The 23774-nt window shown below is 44.6% G+C and carries 23 protein-coding genes; 15 read left to right on the forward strand and 8 right to left on the reverse strand.

All coding sequences use genetic code 11. From position 1 onward, the window contains the following. The first annotated feature begins 28 nt into the window (after positions 1-28). A complete protein-coding gene (locus tag F890_RS14535) occupies positions 29-964 on the forward strand; it encodes an LpxL/LpxP family acyltransferase (protein WP_005261737.1) in 936 nt (311 codons plus the stop codon). A 323-nt stretch (positions 965-1287) separates the two neighbouring features. Here the strand turns inward: F890_RS14535 and F890_RS14540 are convergent, their stop codons facing one another. Continuing rightward, positions 1288-2418: an endonuclease/exonuclease/phosphatase family protein gene (locus F890_RS14540; RefSeq protein WP_005267508.1), complete on the reverse strand. Its 1131-nt coding sequence runs from the start codon at positions 2416-2418 to the stop codon at positions 1288-1290. 188 nt (positions 2419-2606) lie between these two features. On the opposite strand from F890_RS14540, the gene asd reads away from it, so the two are divergent. From asd to F890_RS14575, 7 genes are all read left to right on the forward strand, one after another. Further along, positions 2607-3725, forward strand: coding sequence for an aspartate-semialdehyde dehydrogenase (asd, locus tag F890_RS14545; RefSeq protein ID WP_005103005.1), 1119 nt, complete (start codon positions 2607-2609; stop codon positions 3723-3725). Between the two features lie 120 nt (positions 3726-3845). Beyond that, entirely contained in the window at positions 3846-5432 is a 1587-nt protein-coding gene (locus tag F890_RS14550; protein WP_004647390.1) for a FimV/HubP-related protein, read from the forward strand. Positions 5433-5498: 66 nt separating this feature from the next. After that, a complete protein-coding gene (locus F890_RS14555) occupies positions 5499-6887 on the forward strand; it encodes a hypothetical protein (protein WP_004647389.1) in 1389 nt (462 codons plus the stop codon). 47 nt (positions 6888-6934) lie between these two features. Beyond that, the gene (locus F890_RS14560) at positions 6935-7903 is read left to right on the forward strand and encodes an asparaginase domain-containing protein (RefSeq protein ID WP_004647388.1); all 969 of its coding nucleotides are present in this window, start codon (positions 6935-6937) and stop codon (positions 7901-7903) included. Between the two features lie 15 nt (positions 7904-7918). After that, positions 7919-8716: a tRNA pseudouridine(38-40) synthase TruA gene (gene truA / locus F890_RS14565; RefSeq protein ID WP_004278489.1), complete on the forward strand. Its 798-nt coding sequence runs from the start codon at positions 7919-7921 to the stop codon at positions 8714-8716. 168 nt (positions 8717-8884) lie between these two features. Continuing rightward, positions 8885-10117, forward strand: a complete 1233-nt coding sequence (locus tag F890_RS14570; protein WP_004730312.1) for a transposase — start codon at positions 8885-8887, stop codon at positions 10115-10117. A gap of 133 nt (positions 10118-10250) precedes the next feature. Beyond that, the gene (locus F890_RS14575) at positions 10251-11384 is read left to right on the forward strand and encodes an IS4 family transposase (RefSeq protein ID WP_004647387.1); all 1134 of its coding nucleotides are present in this window, start codon (positions 10251-10253) and stop codon (positions 11382-11384) included. Between the two features lie 79 nt (positions 11385-11463). Here F890_RS14575 and F890_RS14580 read toward each other — a convergent pair whose 3' ends face one another. Then, positions 11464-12471 (reverse strand): AraC family transcriptional regulator, encoded by a 1008-nt coding sequence (locus F890_RS14580; protein WP_005267511.1) that lies wholly within the window; start codon positions 12469-12471, stop codon positions 11464-11466. A 231-nt stretch (positions 12472-12702) separates the two neighbouring features. Between F890_RS14580 and infA the strand changes: the two genes are divergently transcribed. From infA to F890_RS14595, 3 genes are all read left to right on the forward strand, one after another. Then, the gene (gene infA / locus F890_RS14585) at positions 12703-12924 is read left to right on the forward strand and encodes a translation initiation factor IF-1 (RefSeq protein ID WP_001284370.1); all 222 of its coding nucleotides are present in this window, start codon (positions 12703-12705) and stop codon (positions 12922-12924) included. Between the two features lie 134 nt (positions 12925-13058). Further along, complete coding sequence (locus tag F890_RS14590; protein WP_004278491.1) at positions 13059-13439, forward strand: hypothetical protein; 381 nt, start codon at positions 13059-13061, stop codon at positions 13437-13439. Positions 13440-13583: 144 nt separating this feature from the next. Next, positions 13584-13982 (forward strand): hypothetical protein, encoded by a 399-nt coding sequence (locus tag F890_RS14595; protein ID WP_004278492.1) that lies wholly within the window; start codon positions 13584-13586, stop codon positions 13980-13982. 73 nt (positions 13983-14055) lie between these two features. On the opposite strand, the gene leuB is transcribed toward F890_RS14595, so the two are convergent. The 4 genes from leuB to leuC all read right to left on the reverse strand — a co-directional run bounded on the left by leuB (position 14056) and on the right by leuC (position 18056). After that, the gene (gene leuB, locus F890_RS14600; protein WP_005267514.1) at positions 14056-15135 is read right to left on the reverse strand and encodes a 3-isopropylmalate dehydrogenase; all 1080 of its coding nucleotides are present in this window, start codon (positions 15133-15135) and stop codon (positions 14056-14058) included. Between the two features lie 42 nt (positions 15136-15177). Continuing rightward, positions 15178-15741 (reverse strand): hypothetical protein, encoded by a 564-nt coding sequence (locus tag F890_RS14605; protein ID WP_004647383.1) that lies wholly within the window; start codon positions 15739-15741, stop codon positions 15178-15180. Between the two features lie 87 nt (positions 15742-15828). After that, entirely contained in the window at positions 15829-16479 is a 651-nt protein-coding gene (leuD, locus tag F890_RS14610; RefSeq protein ID WP_004647382.1) for a 3-isopropylmalate dehydratase small subunit, read from the reverse strand. Positions 16480-16622: 143 nt separating this feature from the next. Further along, a complete protein-coding gene (gene leuC / locus F890_RS14615; protein WP_004647381.1) occupies positions 16623-18056 on the reverse strand; it encodes a 3-isopropylmalate dehydratase large subunit in 1434 nt (477 codons plus the stop codon). 261 nt (positions 18057-18317) lie between these two features. Between leuC and F890_RS14620 the strand changes: the two genes are divergently transcribed. The 3 genes from F890_RS14620 (at position 18318) to ovoA (ending at position 21946) form a co-directional block, all read left to right on the forward strand. After that, entirely contained in the window at positions 18318-18554 is a 237-nt protein-coding gene (locus tag F890_RS14620) for a DUF2061 domain-containing protein (protein WP_004278497.1), read from the forward strand. A gap of 191 nt (positions 18555-18745) precedes the next feature. Next, the gene (locus tag F890_RS14625) at positions 18746-19621 is read left to right on the forward strand and encodes a LysR family transcriptional regulator (protein WP_004647380.1); all 876 of its coding nucleotides are present in this window, start codon (positions 18746-18748) and stop codon (positions 19619-19621) included. Positions 19622-19771: 150 nt separating this feature from the next. After that, entirely contained in the window at positions 19772-21946 is a 2175-nt protein-coding gene (gene ovoA, locus F890_RS14630; protein ID WP_005103000.1) for a 5-histidylcysteine sulfoxide synthase, read from the forward strand. 50 nt (positions 21947-21996) lie between these two features. On the opposite strand, the gene F890_RS14635 is transcribed toward ovoA, so the two are convergent. After that, entirely contained in the window at positions 21997-22245 is a 249-nt protein-coding gene (locus F890_RS14635) for a DUF2789 family protein (protein WP_004278500.1), read from the reverse strand. A gap of 160 nt (positions 22246-22405) precedes the next feature. Further along, positions 22406-23056, reverse strand: coding sequence for an HAD family hydrolase (locus F890_RS14640; protein WP_004729447.1), 651 nt, complete (start codon positions 23054-23056; stop codon positions 22406-22408). Positions 23057-23238: 182 nt separating this feature from the next. On the opposite strand from F890_RS14640, the gene F890_RS14645 reads away from it, so the two are divergent. Then, the gene (locus tag F890_RS14645; protein WP_004278502.1) at positions 23239-23721 is read left to right on the forward strand and encodes an RNA pyrophosphohydrolase; all 483 of its coding nucleotides are present in this window, start codon (positions 23239-23241) and stop codon (positions 23719-23721) included. The last annotated feature ends 53 nt before the right edge of the window (positions 23722-23774 follow it).

Genomic DNA, 23774 nt, shown 5'->3' on the forward strand with positions numbered 1-23774 from the left:
ATTTAATCTTTTGGCCCTAAATTGTTTTATGAGTACTCAGCCTGCATATCAACCCGGTGAATTTCAATGGTCATTCCTGTTACCTCAATATTGGGGCAAATGGCTAGGCATTATTTTCCTGATGATTCTGGCGATCTTACCTTGGGCCATTCAGCATCGTCTGGCGTCCCTGCTGGGCCACCTTTCTTTTAAATACTTGAAATCACGCCGTGAAACCACGCTGCGTAATCTGGAAGTCTGCTTTCCCGAATGGTCTGAAAAGCAGGTACAGGACAATGCCCGTCAGGTATTTATCGATCAAATGCTGGGGGTGTTTGAGACGCTGAATGCCTGGTACAGTCCGAAATGGTTTCAGGGCCGCGTCAGTATTGAAGGCTTGGAACATATTCAGAAGGCACAAGCCGCAGGCCAAGGCATGCTGTTATTAGGCACGCATTCAACTTTGCTCGATGCGGGTGGTTATCTTTGCGCACAATATTTTGAACCGGATGTGGTCTATCGTCCGCAGAATAATCCACTTTTGGACATGCTGATTTACCGTTGTCGCGCCACAATTTATGCCAATCAGATTGACCATGATGATATGCGCGGTCTGGTACGTAACCTGAAAAATGGCCATGCGATCTGGTACAGTCCGGATCAGGATTATGGTTTAAAACAAGGCGTGATGGCACCTTTTTTTGGCGTGCCTGCGGCGACTGTAACCGCACATCGCCGTTTACTGAAAATGACCAAAGCGGCTGCAATTCCTTTATATTTCTACCGTCATGGCGATATTAACAATCCGCGCTACCATGTGCTCATTGAACCGGCACTGGAAAACTTCCCTAGTGAGAATGAAGTTGAAGATGCCACTCGCGTGAACCGGGTGATTGAGCAGCAGTTGCGCATCGCACCGACCCAATATATGTGGTTCCACCGCCGTTTTAAGACTCGCCCTGAAGGTTATAAATCAATTTACTAAATCGATTTGATCACGGAATTTGAAGGGCTATAGCTTAAAATCATGTTTAAATAATTGAAATAATTTAACCCGAGCTCTACATCCTGTAAAACTCGGGTTAATGAGGTTGTGCTTTCACATATTATAATTCGTTCTGCTTTTTTGTGATTTCCCTTTCAGCATCATATCCATGATGTTTTCATTCAGCTTCGTCTTCCTTATGAGAATATCCTTTCTCGACTCCCTGTGCTGATAAACCTAGAATACCCAGATTCCCAACCCCTGCCCATTCGCAAGAAGCGTAAACTGTTGTAAGCAATATCGTACACTTTTCTTCTAAAAACCTATGAGATTTTGCCCCCTTCTTTATAAGCCAGGGCAACTTCATCAGTGACTATTTTTTCCTCTTTCTCTGCTTTCTGAATGCCCTCTTCAATGGCTTTTTGTGCTTCCTGCTCATCTTTATCAGTTTGTTCTAATTCTTCCTGAATATGCTCGAATACCCGACCGGTTTGTAAAACCAGAAAGACCGGAAAATGGTCAGAACCTACATGCGGTAAACGCTCCATGTGTACCAAGGCAAAATCGGTACTATGAAAGACGTGATCCAGCGACCAGCGGGAAAAAGGATAATCTGCGTGAAAAGTATTCACATAATGACGTCCTACCCGCGGATCCAGCAGCCCACTAATGCGTTGAAACAGGCGTGTGGTACGTGACCAGGCCACGTCATTCAGATCGCCCATGACGATACAGCTTTCATCCAGATCTTTAATCTGATCACCGACAATCAGCAGTTCAGCATCACGCAAGGTAGAATCCTTGGCCTCGGTCGGACTGGGTGGTTTGGGATGCAGACAGTAGAGCTGTACCGGTTGTCCTGAGCGTAAAATCACCGTGGTATGAATGGAGGGAATTTCATCACTCAGAATAAATTTAACCTCAGTTTCACTCAGTTCGAGCTTGCTATATAGATGCATGCCATACAGATTATCCAAAGGCACAGGCACGCGATAAGGATAATCAGCTTCAATCACCGAGAGTGCATTTTGCCAGTTTTGATCGGTTTCCAGAGTCAAAACCAGATCTGGCTGATGAATCTGGATCTGCTCGATCAGTAAATGATATTTGGTATTGGTAGTAAGTACATTGGAAACGACCAGGGAAATCTGACGTTGCGGATCCAGCTGATCCTGCTTGACCTGCTTGACCTGTTTTTTCCAGATAAAGGTATAGGGCAATACCATTTTCAACTGATAGGCCAAAGCTGCCATCAGACCGATAAAAAGCAGCTGATTCAACCAGTTCCAGGGATGATCAACCAGGAGAAAAAGAATAAAGGCGATAAAGCCCAATACCAGAATTTGTAATCGTGGAAAATCCGTACCCCGAATCCACCATTCATCGCGTGGTATCAGTGACCAGAAACTTAACCAAATGACAATGATTGCCAGAATTTGGATAACCCATATCATAAACTGCGCTCTTAATTAAGTTATTATTTTTTCTAAAAGAAAAATGACGTTATCAATTTTGTATGTATCATAAAGCAGATATTTCTCTCAAGAATATTGATGTTTTGATTGTGTAGCTCTTGCAGTTGGGTCCCTTTTTGGTACACTCGAATCCCTTTTGATTTTTTAACGCACCGAGGCAAAGTGACATGAAAGTAGGTCTGGTCGGTTGGCGCGGGATGGTCGGTTCCGTCCTTATGCAACGTATGGTTGAAGAGAATGATTTTGCTCATTTTGAGCCATTCTATTTCTCTACCAGTAATGCAGGCGGTGAAGCGCCGGCATTTGGCGGTAAGACCGCCCCAGCACTTATGGATGCATCAGACATTAACAGTCTGAAGCAAATGGATGTCATTATTACCTGTCAAGGTGGCGACTATACCTCTGAAGTTTTCCCGAAATTGAAAGCTGAAGGCTGGAACGGTTACTGGATTGATGCAGCATCAACCTTACGTATGGATGATGAAGCCATCATCGTACTTGATCCGGTCAACATGCATGTGATCAAAGATGGTTTGGTTAAAGGCACCAAGACTTTTGTCGGTGGTAACTGTACAGTTTCCTTGATGCTGATGGGCTTGGGCGGTCTGTTCCAGAACAATCTGGTGGAATGGGCAACGTCAATGACCTATCAGGCCGCTTCAGGTGCAGGCGCGCAAAACATGCGTGAACTGATCAATGGTATGGGTTATTTATATAACAATACCAAAGAGTTGCTAGATGATCCGCGTTCTCCAATTCTGGATATCGACTCTAGAATTGCTGAATTACAACGTGGTGAAGGCTTCCCGTCTGCAAACTTTGGCGTTCCTTTGGCTGGTTCACTCATTCCTTATATCGACAAGCAACTGGAAAGCGGCCAGTCGAAAGAAGAATGGAAAGGTCAGGTTGAAACCAACAAGATTCTGGGCAACCAGCAGATCGTGCCAATTGATGGTCACTGCGTGCGTATTGGTGCCATGCGTTGTCACTCTCAGGCATTAACCCTGAAATTGAAAAAAGATGTACCTTTGGATGAAATCGAAGACATCATTGCACGTGCCAATGACTGGTCTAAAGTGGTTCCAAATACTCGTGAAGCATCCATGACTGATCTGACGCCTGTTGCTGTAACAGGTACTTTAAGCGTTCCAGTCGGCCGTCTGCGCAAGCTGAATATGGGTAAAGAATATCTGGGTGCGTTCACTGTAGGTGACCAGTTGCTTTGGGGTGCGGCCGAGCCGTTACGCCGTATGCTGCGTATTCTGATTGATTATAAAAATACCTAATATCCTTTGGATATAAAGCCAAAAGCCGATCTTTATTGATCGGCTTTTTTATGTAACTATTGCGTAAGTATTTTACAAAAAACAAACATCCCGTTAATCTATAATTTTCGCTATGCGATAATGACTGAGCTCACGATTAAGATGACTGTATATAACAAATTAAAGCTTGCCATTTTAGCCATTGTCGCTTCACAAAACATTTATGCGATTAATGTAGATCCGGTTCAGATTCAGTCTGCCCCTGGGGAATTACTCTATGCAGAAATGACTTTTCGGCAGTCTAATATCAATTTGCCGATTGAAGTCAGTCTGGCTTCACCTGAAGATTTAATGTCAATTGGTGCATCGCATCAGCCGCCTGGTCATCTAAACTTTTTTACTCGGCGTAGCAATAATGGCACCGGGGTCATTACTATTACTTCTTCTCGACCAATGACAGAGCGCGAGCTGAATATTATTGTCAAAATCAAGGAAGGCAATGCCGCACGGCTGCAACATATTCGTACGCCCTTACAAGCTAAAACCGATTTATTAAAAGCCAGTCTCAAACAGAATGAACGCCCGCTTGCACCAGTTGTCGTCGTCAGTGAAAAAGATATTGCACTCAACTTACCCGTAAGTAGCCATTACAGTACAGCAGCTTCCACAGCCTTAAATAAGCCACCGGTTTTAGAAAAGCCGTTGGCATTGCAACGCACAGCACCACCTGCATTATCGAACACCTCCATTCCTAAAACCGCATTTGCGCCAGCTGGAATGACATCAAGTCCAGCGATTCAGGCTCAAGCGATTGCGCCTGTATTGAAAAGCGAGGCTGTAACTCCACCCGATACTCAAGCCCCAGTTAAAACTGCAGCGGCGCTTTCAGATTCAGTAAGGACCTCACAAGCAACTCTTGCATCGCCGGCTCCTGCAGCAGCCTCGACTACAAACAAACCAACCAGTACGATACCAGCAAATCAAAGTGCATCAGCACCAAATAAAGCAAATATGCAGAAAGCTGTAGAGTCCCATTCTGATCATCAAACTGCTTCCAGTGATCCATTGGTGAAAAAATTTGCTGAGGAACAAGCCAGAAAATCAACTGGATCAACTAATCCGGTGAAAACTCCAGCTCCAGTTACTACAAAAGCTTCACCAGTCAAAGCAACTCCGAATCAGACTCAACCTACTTATGTAGTTCAATCCAATGAGTCACTGTGGGGAATTGCCTCACGAATTGCTCAACAGCAGCAGCGCCCGGTCAATGAAGTCATGCAACAAATTAAAAAAGACAATGAGCATGCTTTTATTGGAGGAAATGCCAATCGTCTACGTAAAGGTGCTGCATTGAACTTAAATACGACTCATCCTACACCTGCGCCTATTAAAGTCACTGCGGCAAAGCAAACCGAGCTACCGTCTAAGCCTACTGGCAAGACTAAATACCGCCTGAATCAGGCAGAAATGAGCCTAGTGGCTGAGAACCAGCGCGATTCCGGGCAAGTTTCTGCAAACCAGAACACAGAACGCAATCAAACATCAAAGGAATTGTCATTAAAAGTTATGACAGCCCGAGAAAAAACCGTTAAATTACAGAGAAACGTAACTGAATTAGAATTGGCACTCAATCAGAAGGATCACAGAATTCAGTTATTAAATGCGCGTCTGGCCCAGCTACAACAACAGCTCAAAGCCCAACAAGCAGATAAGAAGCCAATTAATTAAAAAGTTACACATGACGATTTATTGGGATAGGCGAACTTAAACTACTCTATCCCCAAGGGGTAAAACATGCTGATTTATGTGATTCCATTAGTGATATTGATCATCGTATTAATTGTCTTTAAAAAACGACAAGATGCTCAAGAATCAGATAAAGCAAAAACTAAAACGGTAAAAGCGAAAAAACCTGGCTCTGCTTCAAAAGCTGCTCCACAAAGAACCAAAGTAGTGGAGCCAGTCGGGGTCACAAAAAAATCAGCAACACCATTATCGGCAGAAACACGCAAGAAAATTGAAGGCCTAATTCAGGAACGTAATTTTTTTGCCGCCGAAGCGCAGATTAATCAGGCGCTGAATCGTGACAATTCCCAACACGAACTTTATCTGTTGCTGTTAGATATTCATATCTTGCAGAAAGATGATTTTGCGATTACGCAACTCATTAATCATATTCGTGCACTCAACATTGACGATGTACTCAGCCCAGCTGAAGAAAAGAGAACGGCTTACGAAAAAACAAAAGCTACAGAATCGACTCAGACTGCTACACCTGCCACGCCCGTATCCAATAACACCGCCTTTGATGCCTTAAATCAAGCTACGCTGCCTGCGGATACTAAAACGGAATTGGCATTCGAGCAATTACAACAGGAAATCGCTCCAGCGAAAGAAGAACCATCACCTCTTGAGTTTAACTTTACGCCTAGTTCTGCACCTGCTGCACCAGTCACAACGAAGACTGAGCCTGTCGAGAATAAGAGTTTAGATTTTAATACCGCACCTAGTATTCCTCAGGCTGAACCGACTGAAACACCAGCTAAAAACAGTAATGAAATTCAATTTGACTTCGATTCTTTTAAAGTAGAGACCACTACAACTGAAGTTTCACCCTCTGCAGCTCGTGACACTCTAGAGCCAAATTTTGAAAAGAAAATAAGCGGCAATGAAATTGCTGACTTTGATCTCAAGTTAGAAAGTAACCATCCACAAACAGCTGCTGCCACTGAAGAAATCAAACCTCTAGATTTTTCTTTCTCGCTTGACACGCCAGTACCAGCAGCTGAGAAAACTGCAGTGCCAGCGACTGAGTTTGACCTGTCTAGCTTGACAGCTGCAGCACCTGTGGCAGAACCAGCGTCACAAACCAATCTATCAGGCATGGATTTCAAATTAGATCATTTAGAAACCACGCCAGAAGCGCCTGCTGCGACAGCGATGAGTTTCGATCTTCCTGCTACACCAGCTCAGGCAACGATAGATCAGCATGATCCGCTGGTGCAATCTTTCCCGGAATTACTGGATGTTAATGAAGCAGGTCTCAACCTGGATCTTGCGCAGCAATATATTCAACTCGGTGCCTATGCCGCTGCCCGTGAAGTCATTGCGGAGCGAGAAGCTGAATATACTCCTGAGCAACAACAACGCGCCGAGCAATTACTGAATCAAATCGCATCTTGATGCATTTCGATTTACACTAAAGCAGTCAATAATTGGCTGCTTTTTTTATGATAAAAAATATTGCATTAATTTATATGGGCGGCACATTCGGCTGCGTGGGGGATCCTCTCGCACCGATGCCTGCTGATTTATTTATTCCAAAGCTCGAACAGATACTTGCAGAGCAGTATTTTGTAGAATGCCACCATGCACCCGCCATTAAGGACAGTAGTGCCTGCACAGCAACCGACTGGTTGCAACTGGTACAGTTTATTCAGCAATTGCAATCGCGGCAAATCCAGCATTTTGTGATTATTCACGGTACAGATACGCTGAGTTATGCCAGTGCAGTACTGGCACATTTTATTGGAAACTCGGCGCATGTGGTGCTGACCGGTAGCCAATATCCGTTGCTGAATGCTCAAGGCAATGAACAGCGTGAATTTAGTGATGCCCTGGATAACCTGAAATTTGCACTAGATTCCATCAGCGAATGTAGCGCTGGAGTCTATCTGGCATTCCATCATCAGCTGCTACATGCGCAAACTGCACTGAAACAGCATACTACCGAGTTAAATGCCTTTGCAGGTCTTGAAGCCAATATCGCAATCCAAACCAGTCAAGCGTGTTATCAGATCGAAGCTAAAGATATTGTGAAAGCGGCTAAATTCAACTGTATGAGCATCATGATGCAGCCGGTTGATCTGACCCAGCAGCTGAATAACCTGAACAACCTCTTGGCTCGACCACCGCATTTTTTATTTCTGCAAGGTTTTGGCACTGGCAACCTGGCGGTCAATGACGCCATGATTGCGCTCATTGATCAACTCTATGAGCAGGGCTGTATTTGCGTCTTAACCACCCAAGTGCCTTTTGGTGCGACGGATCAGCGCTATGCCATTGCCGAATGGGTGAATCACTGCAAAATTTTGCTGAATGAAAGTTATGGACATGCGGATCTGTATGCAAAAGCCCTGAAAATGTATTTACAATACGACACTGTAGAGCAATGGCATCGTCATTGGTACGATCAATAAGGTTTTGAGGTCATTATGCAGCGTTTTGCGGTGGGAATTGAGTTTTGTGGGATGCATTATCGGGGATGGCAGACTCAACAGCCGGGAGTTGCAAGCGTACAGGAAACCATTGAAAAGGTCCTGAGCAAAGTTGCCGATCAACCGATTAGCCTGCATGGTGCCGGCCGCACGGATGCCGGGGTACATGCGACCAATATGGTGGCGCATTTTGATACGGATGCCGTGCGTTCTGAACGTGGCTGGCTAATGGGCTGCAATAGCCAACTCCCTAAAGACATCTCGATTCAGTGGATCAAAGAAATGGATCACAGCTTCCATGCCCGTTTTAAGGCACAGGCGCGCCGCTACCGATATGTGGTCTATAACCACCCTGTGCGCCCGGCATTGCTGCATAAACAGGTCACCCATGTCTATGCACCGCTTGATGTTGAACAGATGATATACGCCGCGAAAAAGTTTGAAGGCACGCATAACTTTGAAAGCTTCCGCGCCGCAGCCTGTCAGTCCAATCAGCCCGTTCGTCATGTCAGCCATTGCCGCTTGATTCAGCATGGTCAGTATCTGGTACTGGATATTCAGGCCGATGGCTTTCTGCACCATATGGTGCGCAATATCATGGGATGTTTATTGGAAATTGGTCAGGGCATGTATGCTGCCGATCATATTGATAATATTTTCGCGGCAGAAGACCGTAAAGCTGCTGGTGTGACTGCGCCAGCAGATGGTTTGTATTTTATTCATGCTGATTATCCGGCGCAGTTTGAATTACCTGAATTACCCTTAGGTCCGCACTGGCTGAATATGCCGGAATAGTTTTTAAATTTTTTAGAATATTTACCTCCCCTAACCCCTCCTATAAGGCATAGGTATCTACACAATTCCTGAACTTTGCGTTAAATTGAAGAGCATGCTCTTCAATTTAACATCTCTGGCCTGGATCAGCGTCTTGTCAAGCGCTATAACAGCCTTGTAAAGCTCAATATGAACCCTCTTGCTTCACTTGCTCCGGCAATCAAAGACCTGGCTTCTGCCCAAAAGTCGAGTTTCGCAACCACACAAGCGGTCTGGCGATTCCTGAATAATGACAAAATCTCTTTTAGTCAGTTAAACCAGCCAATTGAACATCTTGCATGTGAACAGATCAAGGCATCACCGCATCAATATGCATTGATTGTTCATGACTGGTCTCAGCTACAGTATGTGAAACACCATCATAAAATTCAGCGCCTGCAAAGAACCCATCAATATGATTCAGGCTATGAATTGCAAAGCAGTCTGCTGGTTGATGCAGCCTCGGGACTACCTATTGCGCCACTGGCGCAGACACTATCAGATGCCTCAGGCTGCTATTCCACATTCAGTCAACACTCTGCTGGGCGCAAATCTCATCTAGATTCACTTACCGAACAAATCAAAGTGATTGAACAATATCCCATTGAGAAAACATGTGTTCATATCATTGATCGTGAAGGTGACTCCATTGCCCACCTAAGGGAAATGAGCAGCCAGGGTTTTAAATGGCTGATTCGGGCGAAAGAAGGCCATCGAATTGAGCATCAGGGCAAAACATGCAAAGTTGCAGAAGCCGCAGAACGAGTAGAAACGCAGCAGGTCCAGCCGATTGCCTATAAAGGAAACCGGCATATGTTGCATGTGGGAGAAACTGCTATCCGGATAACACGTGCAGCAAAACCGAAGAGAAATGACGATTCAGGCCAACGGGTTGCTCCCCAGCCAGGGAGTGCGATTGAAGCCAGATTAATTGTTGCCGTAGTGAAAGATGATCAGGATAAGACCGTCGCAAGATGGTCACTAATCAGCAATGTTCCATCAGAGATTACTACGGTAGAGATGACGACCTGGTATTACTGGCGCTGGACAATTGAATGCTATTTCAAGCTGCTCAAGCAGGCAGGTCATGATATTGAAGCATGGCTTCAGACCAGACCTGAAGCCATTTTAAGGCGGTTACTGATTAGCTGTATGGCTTGTGTTTTAACTTGGCGAATCCAGCGTTCTGAAGATGAACACCATCAGAAAATTCGTGTATTTCTCACCCGTCTTTCAGGTCGGCAGCAGAAAAGAGGTAGGTTGGAAAGTGCACCTGCCTTATTGGCAGGGCTTTCGATTTTACTGAACACTCTTCAACTGCTCTCGGAATATTCAATAGATGAACTCAATGAGATAGCCACAATGGCATTAGGTATCTCATAGATGTGTAGATACCTATGCCTAAAAGGAGGGGAATTCCCACTGCTGTTCCATAGTTTGATTTAAATAAAAAACCTGAGTCCAAATCGTTAAAATATGAGTGCAAACAAACACTTTAACGACCAGGATTCAGGTTTTGTCACATCAGAATACCGTATTTCATCAGCTTATTAAACCCGTCGTGCGACAGGATTTTGAGCAACTTGCTAAAGTACACCATGTTGGACAGAAATTTAGAGCGGCTTCAAGATGGGATCAGTTTATTGCCATCTTGATGTCTCAACTTTCCTGCAGGCAAAGTCTGAGAGATATTCAATCCAATCTGGAGTGCCAACAGGACAAACTGAGTCATTTCGGAGCAAAGTCTATTCCCCGAAGTACACTGGCACGAATCAATGAGCAGCAGCCTGCTGCCTTGTATCAACAGCTCTTTTACAAGTTGCTTAAATACTATGAACACTCAAAAGTAGCCCATAAATTTCGCTTTAAGAATCCATTATATTCCCTGGATGCCAGTCATATTGACCTGTCGCTTTCCTTATGTGAATGGGCCAAAGTTCACGACTCAAAAGCCAGCATGAAACTCAGCATAGGATTGAATCACAGCAATGATATTCCTGAGTTTATTGCAGTTGAAAATGGTAAAGAAAATGACATGTTACAAGGCCGAAAATTCCAGTTTCCCGCTGGCAGCATTGTGGTCTTTGATAAAGGCTATGTCGATTATCAATGGTATGCGAATCTAAGCGCTCAAAACGTTAGCTTTGTGACACGTTTTAGACCTAAATCGGTGTATCAGGTGATCCAGCAACATCCAGTGCTTGAATCCAAAGGCATTCTAAAAGATGAAACCATTCAGCTAAATAGCGCACATGCCCTAAAAAGAAAAGCCCCCGTATTAAGAAGAATTGAATATAGAGATCAGCAAAGTGGCAAGCACTTTAGCTTTCTCAGCAATAACTTTCATCTAGCTGCCTCTACCATTGCAGCGATTTACAAAGACCGCTGGAAAGTTGAATTGTTCTTTAAAGCGATTAAACAGAACCTGAAATTAAAAGCCTTTTTAGGCCGAAGCAAGAACGCCATTCAGACGCAAATCTGGATTGCGATGATCGCCTATTTACTGGTAAGTTTCGCTCAACATTTAGGGAAAAAAGGCTGGACAGTTCAGCGCTTACTCAGAATAATTCAAGTGAATTTATTTGAAATAAAAACCTTAAAAGCGTTATTTTCACCCGATAAAGTCCCCATCAAACAAGAGGAAGCTTAAATGAGCTTCCTCTTGTAAAAATTGTGGGACAGCAGTGGGGGAATTCCTCCCTTTTTTAAAGAGAGGTTAGGAGGGATTTTTAACGCTGCTTCCGCTTCCGATATTCCACTGGCGTTTCATTGGTCCAGCGTTTAAAGGCACGATAGAAGGTACTTGGCTCGGAAAAACCGGTCAGATAGACAATCCGCTCGACGCTCTCATTGGTACTCGCCAGCAAACGCTTGGCCAGACGACAGCGATAATCCGAGAGAATCTGCTGAAAGCTGGTATGTGCCTCACTCAGTTGTGTTCTCAAACGGCGTGGCGTGATGTTCAGCTGGGCTGCCACAGTTTCTAGCGTGGTTTCGCCACTCTCCAAAGTAGAGCCGATTGCACGACGTACTTCACCGACCAGATCATATCTTGCCAGTTCCTGTAGCTTTTCAATCGCCAGTTGCTCATGCAGCTGCAACAGCTCAGGTTCAGCCTGCCACAGCGGATATTCCAGGATAGTCGGATCGAAATACAAACGGGTTTCTTTCTGACCTAGACTGACCGGACACTCATAAACCCGGAAGTATTCATCATCAGGTGCCCCTTTATAAAAATTAAAATCGATATAAATCGGCTCAAAATGCCCTTCGGTAATAAATTTAAAGAAACGCAGTACACCTGACATAGCACATTCAGTAAAATGACGATTGACCAGACTCTCAGTAAAAGGCTGTTCACCATTGGTTAAATAGCAGCGATCATCTTCAATCACTAATTTGGCAGCAAAGGCATCACTGATCAGTCGCTGATAAGCCAAAGCACGTTTCAGTCCCTCACCAAAATTTTCAGATGAAACAAACAGGTGTTCAATGACCTGACCACGATAAAGTGGCAGGTGCTCACCCAGATGCAATCCAATATCCGGATCCTTGCTGACTTCCTCTGCCGCCACCCAAAAGGCATACTGGGCACTCAGCGGCGTACGGTCATTGGCCTCTACCTGATTTAAAGCCACTCCTGCTTTGGTCAAAAGTTCTTCTGTCGGCAACCCCGCACGACGAATCGCCTGATAGCCTAAACGCAATACGACTGATGCATCCGTTAGCTGACTCACTCAAAAGCCTTCCTTGTATGTACTTCATTTATACTTAAAAAGATTAATTTTAGATTAACTGTGATTGACCAAACTGACAACAGAAACAGGTGTCTTTTTAGTTAAAAAAATTATCGTGACAGTTCGCCTATTTTACTGGCAGATGATCAGTCTAACGCCCGTTTCGTCTTGTATTTTGCAAAAAAATTGACTATAATTTGCGCCTTTCCAATTTATTCATTCAGGTAGGCTATGGCCAATAAAGAGGAACTCATCGAGTTCGAAGGCGTTGTCACCGAGACGCTTCCTAATACTATGTTCCGTGTACGTTTAGAGAACGGTCACGAAGTGATTGCCCACATCTCTGGTAAAATGCGTAAACACTATATCCGTATTTTAACTGGCGACAGTGTGAAGGTTGAAATGACACCTTATGATTTGACTAAAGGTCGTATCACATATCGTGCACGCTAAGTTTTAGCGTAAGCAAAAGCCACTTTTAGTGGCTTTTTTATTACTTGAATTATTTATCAATCAATAAAATAATTTGACACAGCCTTATAAATTCACGACTATTCATTGAATTAAAAATAACATGTATAAAAACAATGAATATGAAATGCTTATCCCTACTTTCCAGCTTGTTTCTCGTTGCATGCGCTACCGGCGGCAATCAGCATCTGCATCAGTCTCTACAACCTTATGTAGGTCAAACTGCCGCACAGGTTCGTAGCCAGCTTGATCTTCGTGCCATTGGATTCAAGACCTCCCAGCAACCGATTCAAACCACAGAATTTCTCAGCTACACTATTTTTCGGGATATGAATATTCCAATGGGAACGCCGAATATTAGTCAGAGCATTCCGATCGGCGCACCAATGCCGATGCCCTCAAATGGTGGTTATAACATTGAGATGAAATGCCAAATCTGGTTTGACTTGAAAGATGAAATTGTTCAGGCGATTCGCTTTACCGGTAGAGCTTGCTGAGCTGTACTCATCGAGTTCAAAGCCTGTATCGGATTAAATCAGGGATCAACCTCACCACGCTAAACTTCTACCGTGTATCAAATCACAACAGTATTTTTGCATGGAATGCGCTTACACTCATTTTATTTGGTGTGAGGACAGCTCATGAAGTTCACACTGATTTTAGTATGCTGTACAGCATTCAGTTTGCTTAATGCATGCAGCACCACCTCATCAACAACTGCGCAGCGTGATGCCTATTTACAACAGTTCATTGGGCAGAGCAGCCAACTGATCGATCAAACTCTGGATCTAAAACGTTTAGGTTACCAGCAGATCAGTGAGCCTGAACGCAGCGCAAAACAATTAAGCTATGTGGTACAACGCCCCATTACCATTCCTTTGCCTGTAGCGCAGTTTCCTGCCACAGGGACAGGCACTGTACCGATTCCAGTGTCAGTAAGCCCTGCCGGCGGCTATGACGTCAAATTGCAATGTAAAATCACCTTCTTACTCAAAGATAATATTGCCACCGCGGTACGCACCACAGGCCGAACCTGTTAAGGGGTTTAAGCTTTGAAATTTCTATTATAAAAAAACGCAGCTCAAGGCTGCGTTTTTTTGAATCAAAACAGGCTTAGTTCAATGCAGCAACGACTGCTTGACCCATTTCAACCGTACCGACTTTTTGCATGCCTTCAGACATGATATCTGCCGTACGCAAGCCTTGATCCAAGACCTGACCTACTGCATCTTCAATCGCTTTAGCAGCCGCTTCTTCACGGAAGGTATAACGCAACATCATCGCCACCGAAAGAATCGTCGCTAATGGATTTGCCAGGTTTTGACCGGCGATATCTGGTGCAGAACCATGACAAGGCTCATACATGCCCTTGCCATTTTCATCCAGAGATGCCGATGGCAACATGCCGATTGAACCGGTCAACATCGCAGCTTCATCAGACAGGATATCACCGAACAGATTCGAGGTGACAATCACGTCAAACTGCTTTGGCGCACGCACCAGCTGCATCGCAGCATTGTCGACATACATGTGCGATAAATTAATTTCAGGATATTCGGCATCTTTCAGCGCAGTCACTGTCTGTTTCCACAGCTCAGTTACTTCAAGCACGTTAGCTTTATCCACTGAACACACTTTACCACCGCGCAAGTTGGCCATTTCAAAAGCGACTTTGGCGATACGCTTGATTTCAGACTCTGAATAAACGTCGGTGTTGTAGCCTTGCTTCTCACCATTTTCCAGTTCACGGATACCACGTGGCTGACCGAAGTAAATACCACCCGTTAATTCACGCACAATCAGAATATCCAGACCCGCCACGATTTCAGGTTTTAAGCTTGAAGCATCAGCCAGTTGCGGATAAAGAATCGCTGGGCGCAAGTTAGCAAACAGGTTCAGTTCGCTACGCAATTTCAATAAACCACGTTCTGGACGGATTGAACGCTCAATCGTATCCCATTTTGGACCACCCACGGCACCGAGTAGAATCGCATCGGCTTTTTTGGCCTGTTCAGAAGTCACTTCAGGATACGGTGAACTATGAGCATCAATGGCTGCACCACCGAGTAAGCCCTGTTCCCATGTCAAATCAAGATTAAATTTTTCATTTACGCGTGTGAGTACTTGCTCTGCGGCTTTTACAATTTCAGGGCCGATGCCGTCACCAGCTAAAATCAAAATTTGTTTAGACATGAGATTTTCCGTTTAAAACGTCAGATTCAGACCTGACAGAGGTTAAATTTTCTTTTCTACAAACTCTGCAATCCCGGTGACTGCATTATAGGGTTTGCAAAAACGACGAATGGTTTTTTGCTCTTGTACCAGATCTACGCAAAGCGGATCCGGCGCCGAAGAATTTAATAAACTGCTGCTACGCGCACTACGGTCACGAAACATTTTTAAGCTATAGCGGTTATTGGCCTGAAAACGATGGAATACATGTAAAGTTTCCGCTTTATCCTTACTGATCGGATAAAAACGCACGACCAGTTCATGCTGTCCTGCCGGCACAGATAAATAAATCGAATTGGCCTGATTTAAATTTTTGGCCTGCAAGCGCACCAGTTTCTGCTTCAGCGCCTCATCACTGATGCGGCCATTGTCGGCGTTGACAATAATGGTCTGATTGAAGCGTTCGAACTGACAATCTGGCGTCCCTGTACAGTAGATCAGGGCATTGCTTTTGCTCTCAGTATTTTCTTTGGCATGTTTGAGTTTCATCGTGTCGATGCTTTGACATGCAGTCAACAGCACCGATACTGAACTTAAAGCAAGCCACTGTTTCCAATAATTCGCCATAATGTCTGTCTTACCCAATCAAAAAACTCAATAATCTTCCGATATTAGCAAGGGCATCGCAGTGATGCCATGACAATTTTTACTGATTTATCCATGAATTTCGGCAAATACCCAAGGACGCGATTGTTTGGTTTTTTCTTCATAGGCACGAATATCATCCGCCACCTGCAAAGTTAAGCCAATATCATCCAGACCATTTAACAGGCAATGCTTGCGAAATGGATCAACTTCAAACTTAAAGCTTTCACCTGCAGGGGTGCGAACTTCTTGTGCCTGCAAGTCAATGGTTAATTGATAACCTTCATCTGCCGCACATTCCTTAAATAACTGCTCAACAATATCTTCAGCCAAAATCACGGGCAACATACCGTTTTTAAAACAGTTATTAAAGAAAATATCGGCAAAGCTTGGCGCAATAACAGTACGGAAACCGTATTCACTCAAAGCCCACGGCGCATGTTCACGGCTAGAACCACATCCAAAGTTGGCACGTGAAATTAAAATAGACGCACCCTGATAACGTGGCTGGTTCAAGACAAAGTCCGGATTGATCGGACGAACTGAATTGTCCTGACCTGGATAACCTTCATCCAAGTAACGCAATTCATCAAATAAATTGTCACCGAAACCGGTACGTTTGATCGATTTCAAAAACTGTTTTGGAATAATTAAATCGGTATCGACATTGGCACGGTCTAAAGGTGCAACGATACCTTGTTCAACGGTATAAGCTTTCATATTTATTTCCCAATGAATCCGTAACCTCTCCCTAGCCCTCACTTGCGCTTCGTTTTAAAGCAGTGCTTAAAACTCACTCAGGAGAGGGAACCCCTTCTCTTGCGCCATTTGGCTCATGGAGAAGGTCAGGATGAGGGCTTAAACTAGAATGAACGAACATCAACAAAGTGACCGGCTATCGCAGCAGCAGCTGCCATGGCTGGACTCACCAGATGGGTACGACCGCCATTGCCCTGACGACCTTCAAAGTTACGGTTCGAGGTCGAGGCACAATGCTCGCCCGGCTGTAATTTGTCGGCATTCATGGCCAAGCACATTGAACAGCCTGGTTCACGCCATTCGAAGCCCGCTTCGACAAATACCTTGTCCAAGCCTTCCGCTTCTGCCTGAGCTTTGACCAGACCAGAACCTGGAACTACCATCGCCTGTTTAATTGAGGCGGCAACTTTACGACCTTTGATCACTTCGGCTGCAGCACGAATATCTTCAATACGCGAATTGGTACATGAACCGATAAATACGCGATCCAGCTGAATCTCAGCCAAGGCCTGACCGGCATTTAAGCCCATATATTGATAAGCACGGTTCCAGTCATTGCGTTGTACCTCGTCTTTGGCTTGTTCCAAAGTCGGTACTGCCTGAGACACTGGAATAACCATCTCAGGAGAGGTCCCCCAAGACACTTGCGGCTCGATCTCTTCACCTTGCAACACGACTACTGTATCAAAATGTGCATCTTCATCCGAATGTAAGGTATTCCAATATGTAACCGCTTGATCCCACTGTTCTGCAGTCGGCGCATAAGGACGGCCTTTAACATATTCAATAGTCTTGTCATCGACAGCGACCATACCCACGCGTGCACCGGCTTCAATCGCCATATTACACACGGTCATACGACCTTCGATTGACATGTCACGGAACACCTGCCCACCAAATTCAATCGCGTGGCCTGTACCACCTGCGGTACCAATCTTGCCAATAATCGCCAAGACTACATCTTTTGGTGTCACACCTTGACCTAATTTGCCGTCAACGCGCACTAACATGTTTCTCATCTTCTTTTGAACCAGACATTGGGTCGCCAATACATGTTCAACTTCTGATGTACCGATACCGTGCGCCAAGCAGCCAAAAGCACCATGGGTTGCTGTATGCGAATCACCACAGACCACAGTCATGCCCGGCAAGGTCAAGCCTTGCTCCGGCCCGACCACATGCGCGATGCCCTGACGGATATCATTAATATCAAATTCAACAATATTAAAGGTCTTGCAGTTATCATCCAAAGTTTGTACCTGGATGCGCGAGGTTTCATCTTCAATTCCGGCAACACCCTGTTCACGCTCTTTTTTCGAGGTCGGTACGTTATGATCCGGTGTGGCAATATTCGCGCTTAAACGCCATGGCTTGCGCCCGGCCAATTGCAAACCTTCAAAGGCCTGTGGAGAAGTCACTTCATGTAATAAGTGACGATCGATGTACAGTAAGGCAGAACCATCATCACGTTGCGTTACTAAATGGTCGTCCCACAATTTATCATATAATGTTTTTGCTGTTTGGGTTGCGCCTGCCATGTCGATGTACTCCACTGGACTGGGTAAATTCTTTCTCTGATTTTGATTATATCGCTGCAATCACATAAATCTAATTTATCATTTTTATCAGTTAAAAAACTTTTTGGAATCTTTTAAAAGCTGAATCAAATCATGCTTTAGTTTTATTTTTATAAATCTAGTTTTCCGATTAATTTATAAAAAATATTCGTTTTTACAAATTAAATGAGAATTATTATTATTTCTTCATCGGCAGAGATGATGATTTTGAGGAACTTCGACATGGCACATATTCAACGCTTTGTAGACAACAACCAACGCATGTTCAAAAAGACCTTCAGCTACTACATTATGCACATTACTGTGGCGATGATTGTGGGATACTTGGTAACCGGCAGTTTGACGATGGCCATTGCCTTAAGTTTATTAGAGCCAACGGTACAAGCAGTGGCTTTCTTCTTTCATGAAAAAATCTGGGAGGGTAATAATCAACAGCAGAATGAGGACATTACCGTCTAAGAATCTTCTGTCGAGGTTCCTGATGAAAGACTGCCTGCATAGGTGGTCTTTTTTAGTTTTTAAAATGCCAAAGCTTTGAAAATATATAGTAATTCAACACTGCAACATCAATGAGCTAATTTTACTTTGATTTATTCTTAAAATATAACAATAATAGATTTACACATAAAAATTCTTTATAGGTGATTAAGATGAATCTCGCAGCCTTTGAAGCCTTCGTGAAAGTCATGGAAACCGGTTCGATTTCTCTGGCCGCAGATCAGCTCTTCATTACCCAGCCTGCTGTTACCAAACGTATTCATAGTCTCGAAGAATACTTTGGGGTCAAGCTGTTTGAATCTGCCGGACGTGGCGTACAGGCCACCCATGCGGCGCACTCCCTGTTGCCTAAAGTGAAAAACTGGCTGAATGAACTCGGGGATATTCATTATACTTTGAGCCATGAACAGGGTCAGGTACAGGGCAAACTGAAAATTGGTACCAGTCATCATATTGGCCTGCATCATCTGCCGAGTCATTTGCGCCGTTATGTCCAGGAATATCCGGACGTGACCCTGGATGTGCATTTTGTTGATTCCGAGCAAGCACATGAACAGGTGATTGCCGGCGATCTGGAGCTAGCATTTTTAACCTTGCCGCCCCGTGGTGATGCGCGTCTAAATTACGTGACTATCTGGAATGATCCTCTGGTCTTTGTGGTGGCACCGTTTCATCCGCTGACGCAGCAAAAAAATCTGTGTCTGGAAGATTTGCTCGACTACCCGAGTCTATTGCCCTCATCACAGACCTATACCTCGCAGATCACCTTGGCTGAGTTTGAAAAACAGGGTATTAAACCGAAAGTCAGCATGAGTAACAATCCGCTGGAATCGATCCGGATGCTGGTATCGATTGGCTTAGGCTGGTCTGTGCTGCCAAAGACTCTGGTCAATCATGACTTGCACCAGCTGGATATCAATCTGGAAATGAATCGTCGCTTGGGCATGGTCTGGCATCCTGGTCGAACACAGTCCAAAGCAGCACAGGCTTTAGTTCAGCTCATGCAAGGCGCCTCCCTGTCTATTTAAGCTGTTTCTGAACATGCTGTATCCAAAACGGTGCAGCATTTTGTTACTTAAATACACCCCATCTGGCGATATCTTTCGAGTATTTTTAAGACAATTCCATTTCTTTGCAATGCAAAGGAATGCTTAAAATTATTCGATGGAGCCTGACGGATGCAGCTCGATTCTCCCCTAAAATCCCACTCTCAAGATAAAACCAATACAAGCAGCCTATGGCTTTCGGCCAAACCGATGCTGCTGCCCACGCCGGCACTTGATTTTGCCGATGAACAGACTGCCCGACACGGCCTGCGCGAATATTTCCTGAATACCTTTGACACCTATGAGCAACTGTTTGAATGTCTCAAGCATGAAGATGCTTTTTTCATCAAGCCCATTACTTTACGTCATCCGCTAATTTTTTATTTTGCGCATACCGCCACTTTTTTTGTCAATAAACTGCTGCTCAGCAAGCTAATTAGCGAACGCCTGAATCCGCATTTTGAAAGTATCTTCGCGATTGGTGTGGACGAGATGAGTTGGGACGATCTGGATGAAGTGCACTATGACTGGCCTACCGTGCAGGAAGTCCGTGATTATAGGCATCAAGTGCGTGCCCTGATCCTGAACATCCTTGAACATGCTCCGCTGACTCTGCCCTTAAACTGGCAAAACCCCTGGTGGACCATCATCATGGGCATTGAGCATGAACGGATTCATCTGGAAACTTCTTCCGTGCTGATCCGCCAGCATGCTCTGGAACATGTACGCCAGCATCCGCAGTGGCGCGCCAATATCATTACTGGCATGGCTCCGGATAATCACTTGCTGGAGGTACCTGACGGCAAGGTGCTTTTACAGAAAGATTTTAACCATCCATTTTATGGCTGGGACAATGAATACGGCCGGCATGAAGCCGAGGTTGCAGCTTTTGCAGCCTCCAAATATCTGGTATCGAATCAGGAATTTCTGGCCTTTGTCGAAGCTGATGGCTATCAGACCGAACACTACTGGAGTGAAGAAGGTCTAGGCTGGCTGCAATTTTCACAAGCTGCTCATCCCTGTTTCTGGCGCAAAACTGAATTAGGCTGGTCACTGCGATTGATGCTGGAAGAAGTGCCGATGCCTTGGGACTGGCCGGTAGAAGTGAATTATCATGAAGCCAAGGCTTTTTGTCAGTGGAAATCGCAACAGCTGGGAAAAACCATTCGCTTGCCGACTGAAGATGAATGGTATCGCCTGTATGCCGTTTCAGACCTGGATCCAGATTTACAAAGTCCTGAACAGGCCAATATCGAGTTGAAATACGGCACCAGCTCCTGTCCGGTGGATCATTTCAAGCAGGGTGATTTTTACGATATTCAAGGCAATGTCTGGCAGTGGACTGAAACCCCGATCTATCCATTTCAGGGTTTTCAGGTGCATCCATTTTATGATGATTTCAGTACACCGACCTTTGACGGTCGCCATAACCTGATGAAAGGTGGCTCCTGGATTTCGGCGGGCAATGAAGCTTTATATAGTTCCCGCTACGCCTTCAGACGGCATTTCTTTCAGCACGCTGGTTTTCGCTACGTCGCTTCTGATCAAGCATTGCAACATTTCCCTTCGCATTATGAAAGCGACCAGCTGGTCTCCCAATATCTGGAATTCCAGTATGGTATCGAATATTTTGGTATCGCTAATTTTGCCAAAACACTGGTCGATCTGGCACAACCCTATTTTCAGCAAACGCCGTGCCATCGTGCCTTAGATATTGGCTGTGCTACCGGCCGCGCCAGCTTTGAACTGGCACGCTCTTTTGATCAGGTAACCGGTTTGGACTTTTCGGCACGCTTTATCCAGCAAGCAGTTTATTTGGCTCAAGGCCATAGGGTACGTTATCAGCTGCCACTAGAAGGTGAATTAAGCGAAGAAAAAAGCTGTTCACTTGAAGATGTCGCTTTGGATCAGGTTGCGTCGAAAACGGAATTTTTTCAGGCCGATGCCTGCAACCTGAAAGCACATTTTAGTGGCTATGATTTTATTCTGGCAGCGAACCTGATTGACCGGCTGCATCATCCGAGAGATTTTTTGGCGCAGATTCATGAGCGTATGAATATAGGCGGCATTTTAATGCTGAGTTCGCCTTATACGTGGCTGGAAGAACATACGGCACGTAGTGAATGGCTGGGCGGTTTTCAGCAGGATGGGGAAAACATCACGACCTTGACTGGTATTTCCAACATTTTAACCCAGCACTTTGAATTGGTGGCCGAACCCCAAGATGTGCCTTTTGTGATTCGGGAAACGGCCAGAAAGTATCAACACACGCTGTCACAAGTCACGATCTGGAAACGTGTTCGCTAAAGGTAAGGTGATGGCCTAAAAAAAGCCAATCATACGATTGGCTTTATATCTTATCCTTCACTGGTTGAATTTTCATGTAAGGATTCATTGAGTTGATCTACCACAATCGCCCATTCGCCATCAGAGGCTATTTTCTCGCTTAAAAATTGACGTTGTGCCTCTGACCAATACGGCGCATCCAGTAAAGTCAGATCTTTATGCAATTGATGCTCGTGAATAAATGTTTCAATACCTTCTGCACTGGCATCCAAGCCAAGCTGCTGGAACAGATGTGTCATACGCGGTCGAACGTGAGTCATATCTCATACCTCAGAATCTACTATTGTTATCATGTCCTGTTTTTTGAGCATAGCATGTCTGATTCAGCCGGACTGTGAAAAAACATTAATATTCAAATGAGGCAAATAAAAAGCACAACCGAAGTTGTACTTAATAATCACATCAATGAGTTCGGAGTGATTAGATCGACCAGTCCTGTATTTCCCAGCCTTGTTCTTGGGCTAGAGTTTCCAAGCGATCATCCGGATTCACTGCAATCGCATGATCCGCATATTCCAGCAAGAAACGGTCATTAATCGAATCTGAATAGGCCCAAGACTCGGTTACATTGCGACCCTCCAGCCATTGTTCCAGACGCACCAGCTTGCCTTGCTGATAGCACGCTGTATTGATGACTTTACCAGTATATTTACCATCAATGACTTCAGCATTGGTGGCAATAATTTCAGTAATTCCGAATTCACGAAAAATGGGGGCGGTAATAAAGTCTGAAGTCGCGGTAATCCCCACTAAGGTATGCCCTGCTTCATGGTGGCGCCCAATGGCTTTAAAACCTTCAGGACGCATTTGTGGACGAATGACTTTTTGCATGAACAGTTGATGTAATTCAATCAAATAATCATTGTCATGTTGGGTTAGAAACTGGAACACAAATTCATTATAGGCATAAGGATCCAGCTCACCTTTTTTATAATCGTCATAGAACTTGTCATTCATGGCGCGATGCTGAACTGGATCGACCAGGCCCTCACTGACCAAAAACTCTCCCCAAGAATGATCCGAATCCGTGTTTAACAAGGTGTGATCGAGATCAAATAGCGCCAATTTCATGAAAATACTCGTTAAAACTGAAATTTAAGAAAAAAATTGTAAATCTATCTCCGCTAGTCGATAGAAATTCGTTAAGATCATAGCAATTTTAACATTTTTAAACTTTGCTTTTTTCGAGTTGGATAACGAAATAATGCTCCCCGATGGCAAAGGCATAAATTAAACAATTTTTAGGTAGCCAAATGATCGACTCTGAAGGTTTCCGACCGAATGTCGGGATCATTTTGGCAAACGATGCTGGACAAGTTTTATGGGCAAAACGCATTGGTCATAATGCATGGCAATTTCCACAAGGCGGGATCCAATATGGAGAAACCCCTGAGCAGGCACTCTATCGTGAGCTGAGAGAAGAAGTTGGCTTATTGCCCGAACACGTCCAGATAGTCGCGCAAACCAAAGGCTGGTTGCGCTATCGTTTGCCGCATCGATACATTCGTACGGACTCTGATCCGGTCTGTATCGGTCAAAAACAAAAGTGGTTTTTACTCAAACTCACGGCCCCCGTTCAGCATATTCAATTGAATCTGTCTGATCCGCCCGAATTTGATCAATGGCAATGGGTCAGTTATTGGTACCCACTCGGTCAAGTCGTGAATTTCAAACGTGATGTTTACCGCAAAGCCTTGGTGGAGTTGTGTCAGCAACTGCCCCAGCAAAAACCTTAAAAAATCGCATAAATAATGCAGATTTTTTACGCGGCTATTGTTATAAATAAACT

Source organism: Acinetobacter sp. CIP 64.7, from assembly GCF_000369745.1.
GTDB classification, from domain to species: Bacteria; Pseudomonadota; Gammaproteobacteria; order Pseudomonadales; family Moraxellaceae; genus Acinetobacter; species Acinetobacter fasciculus.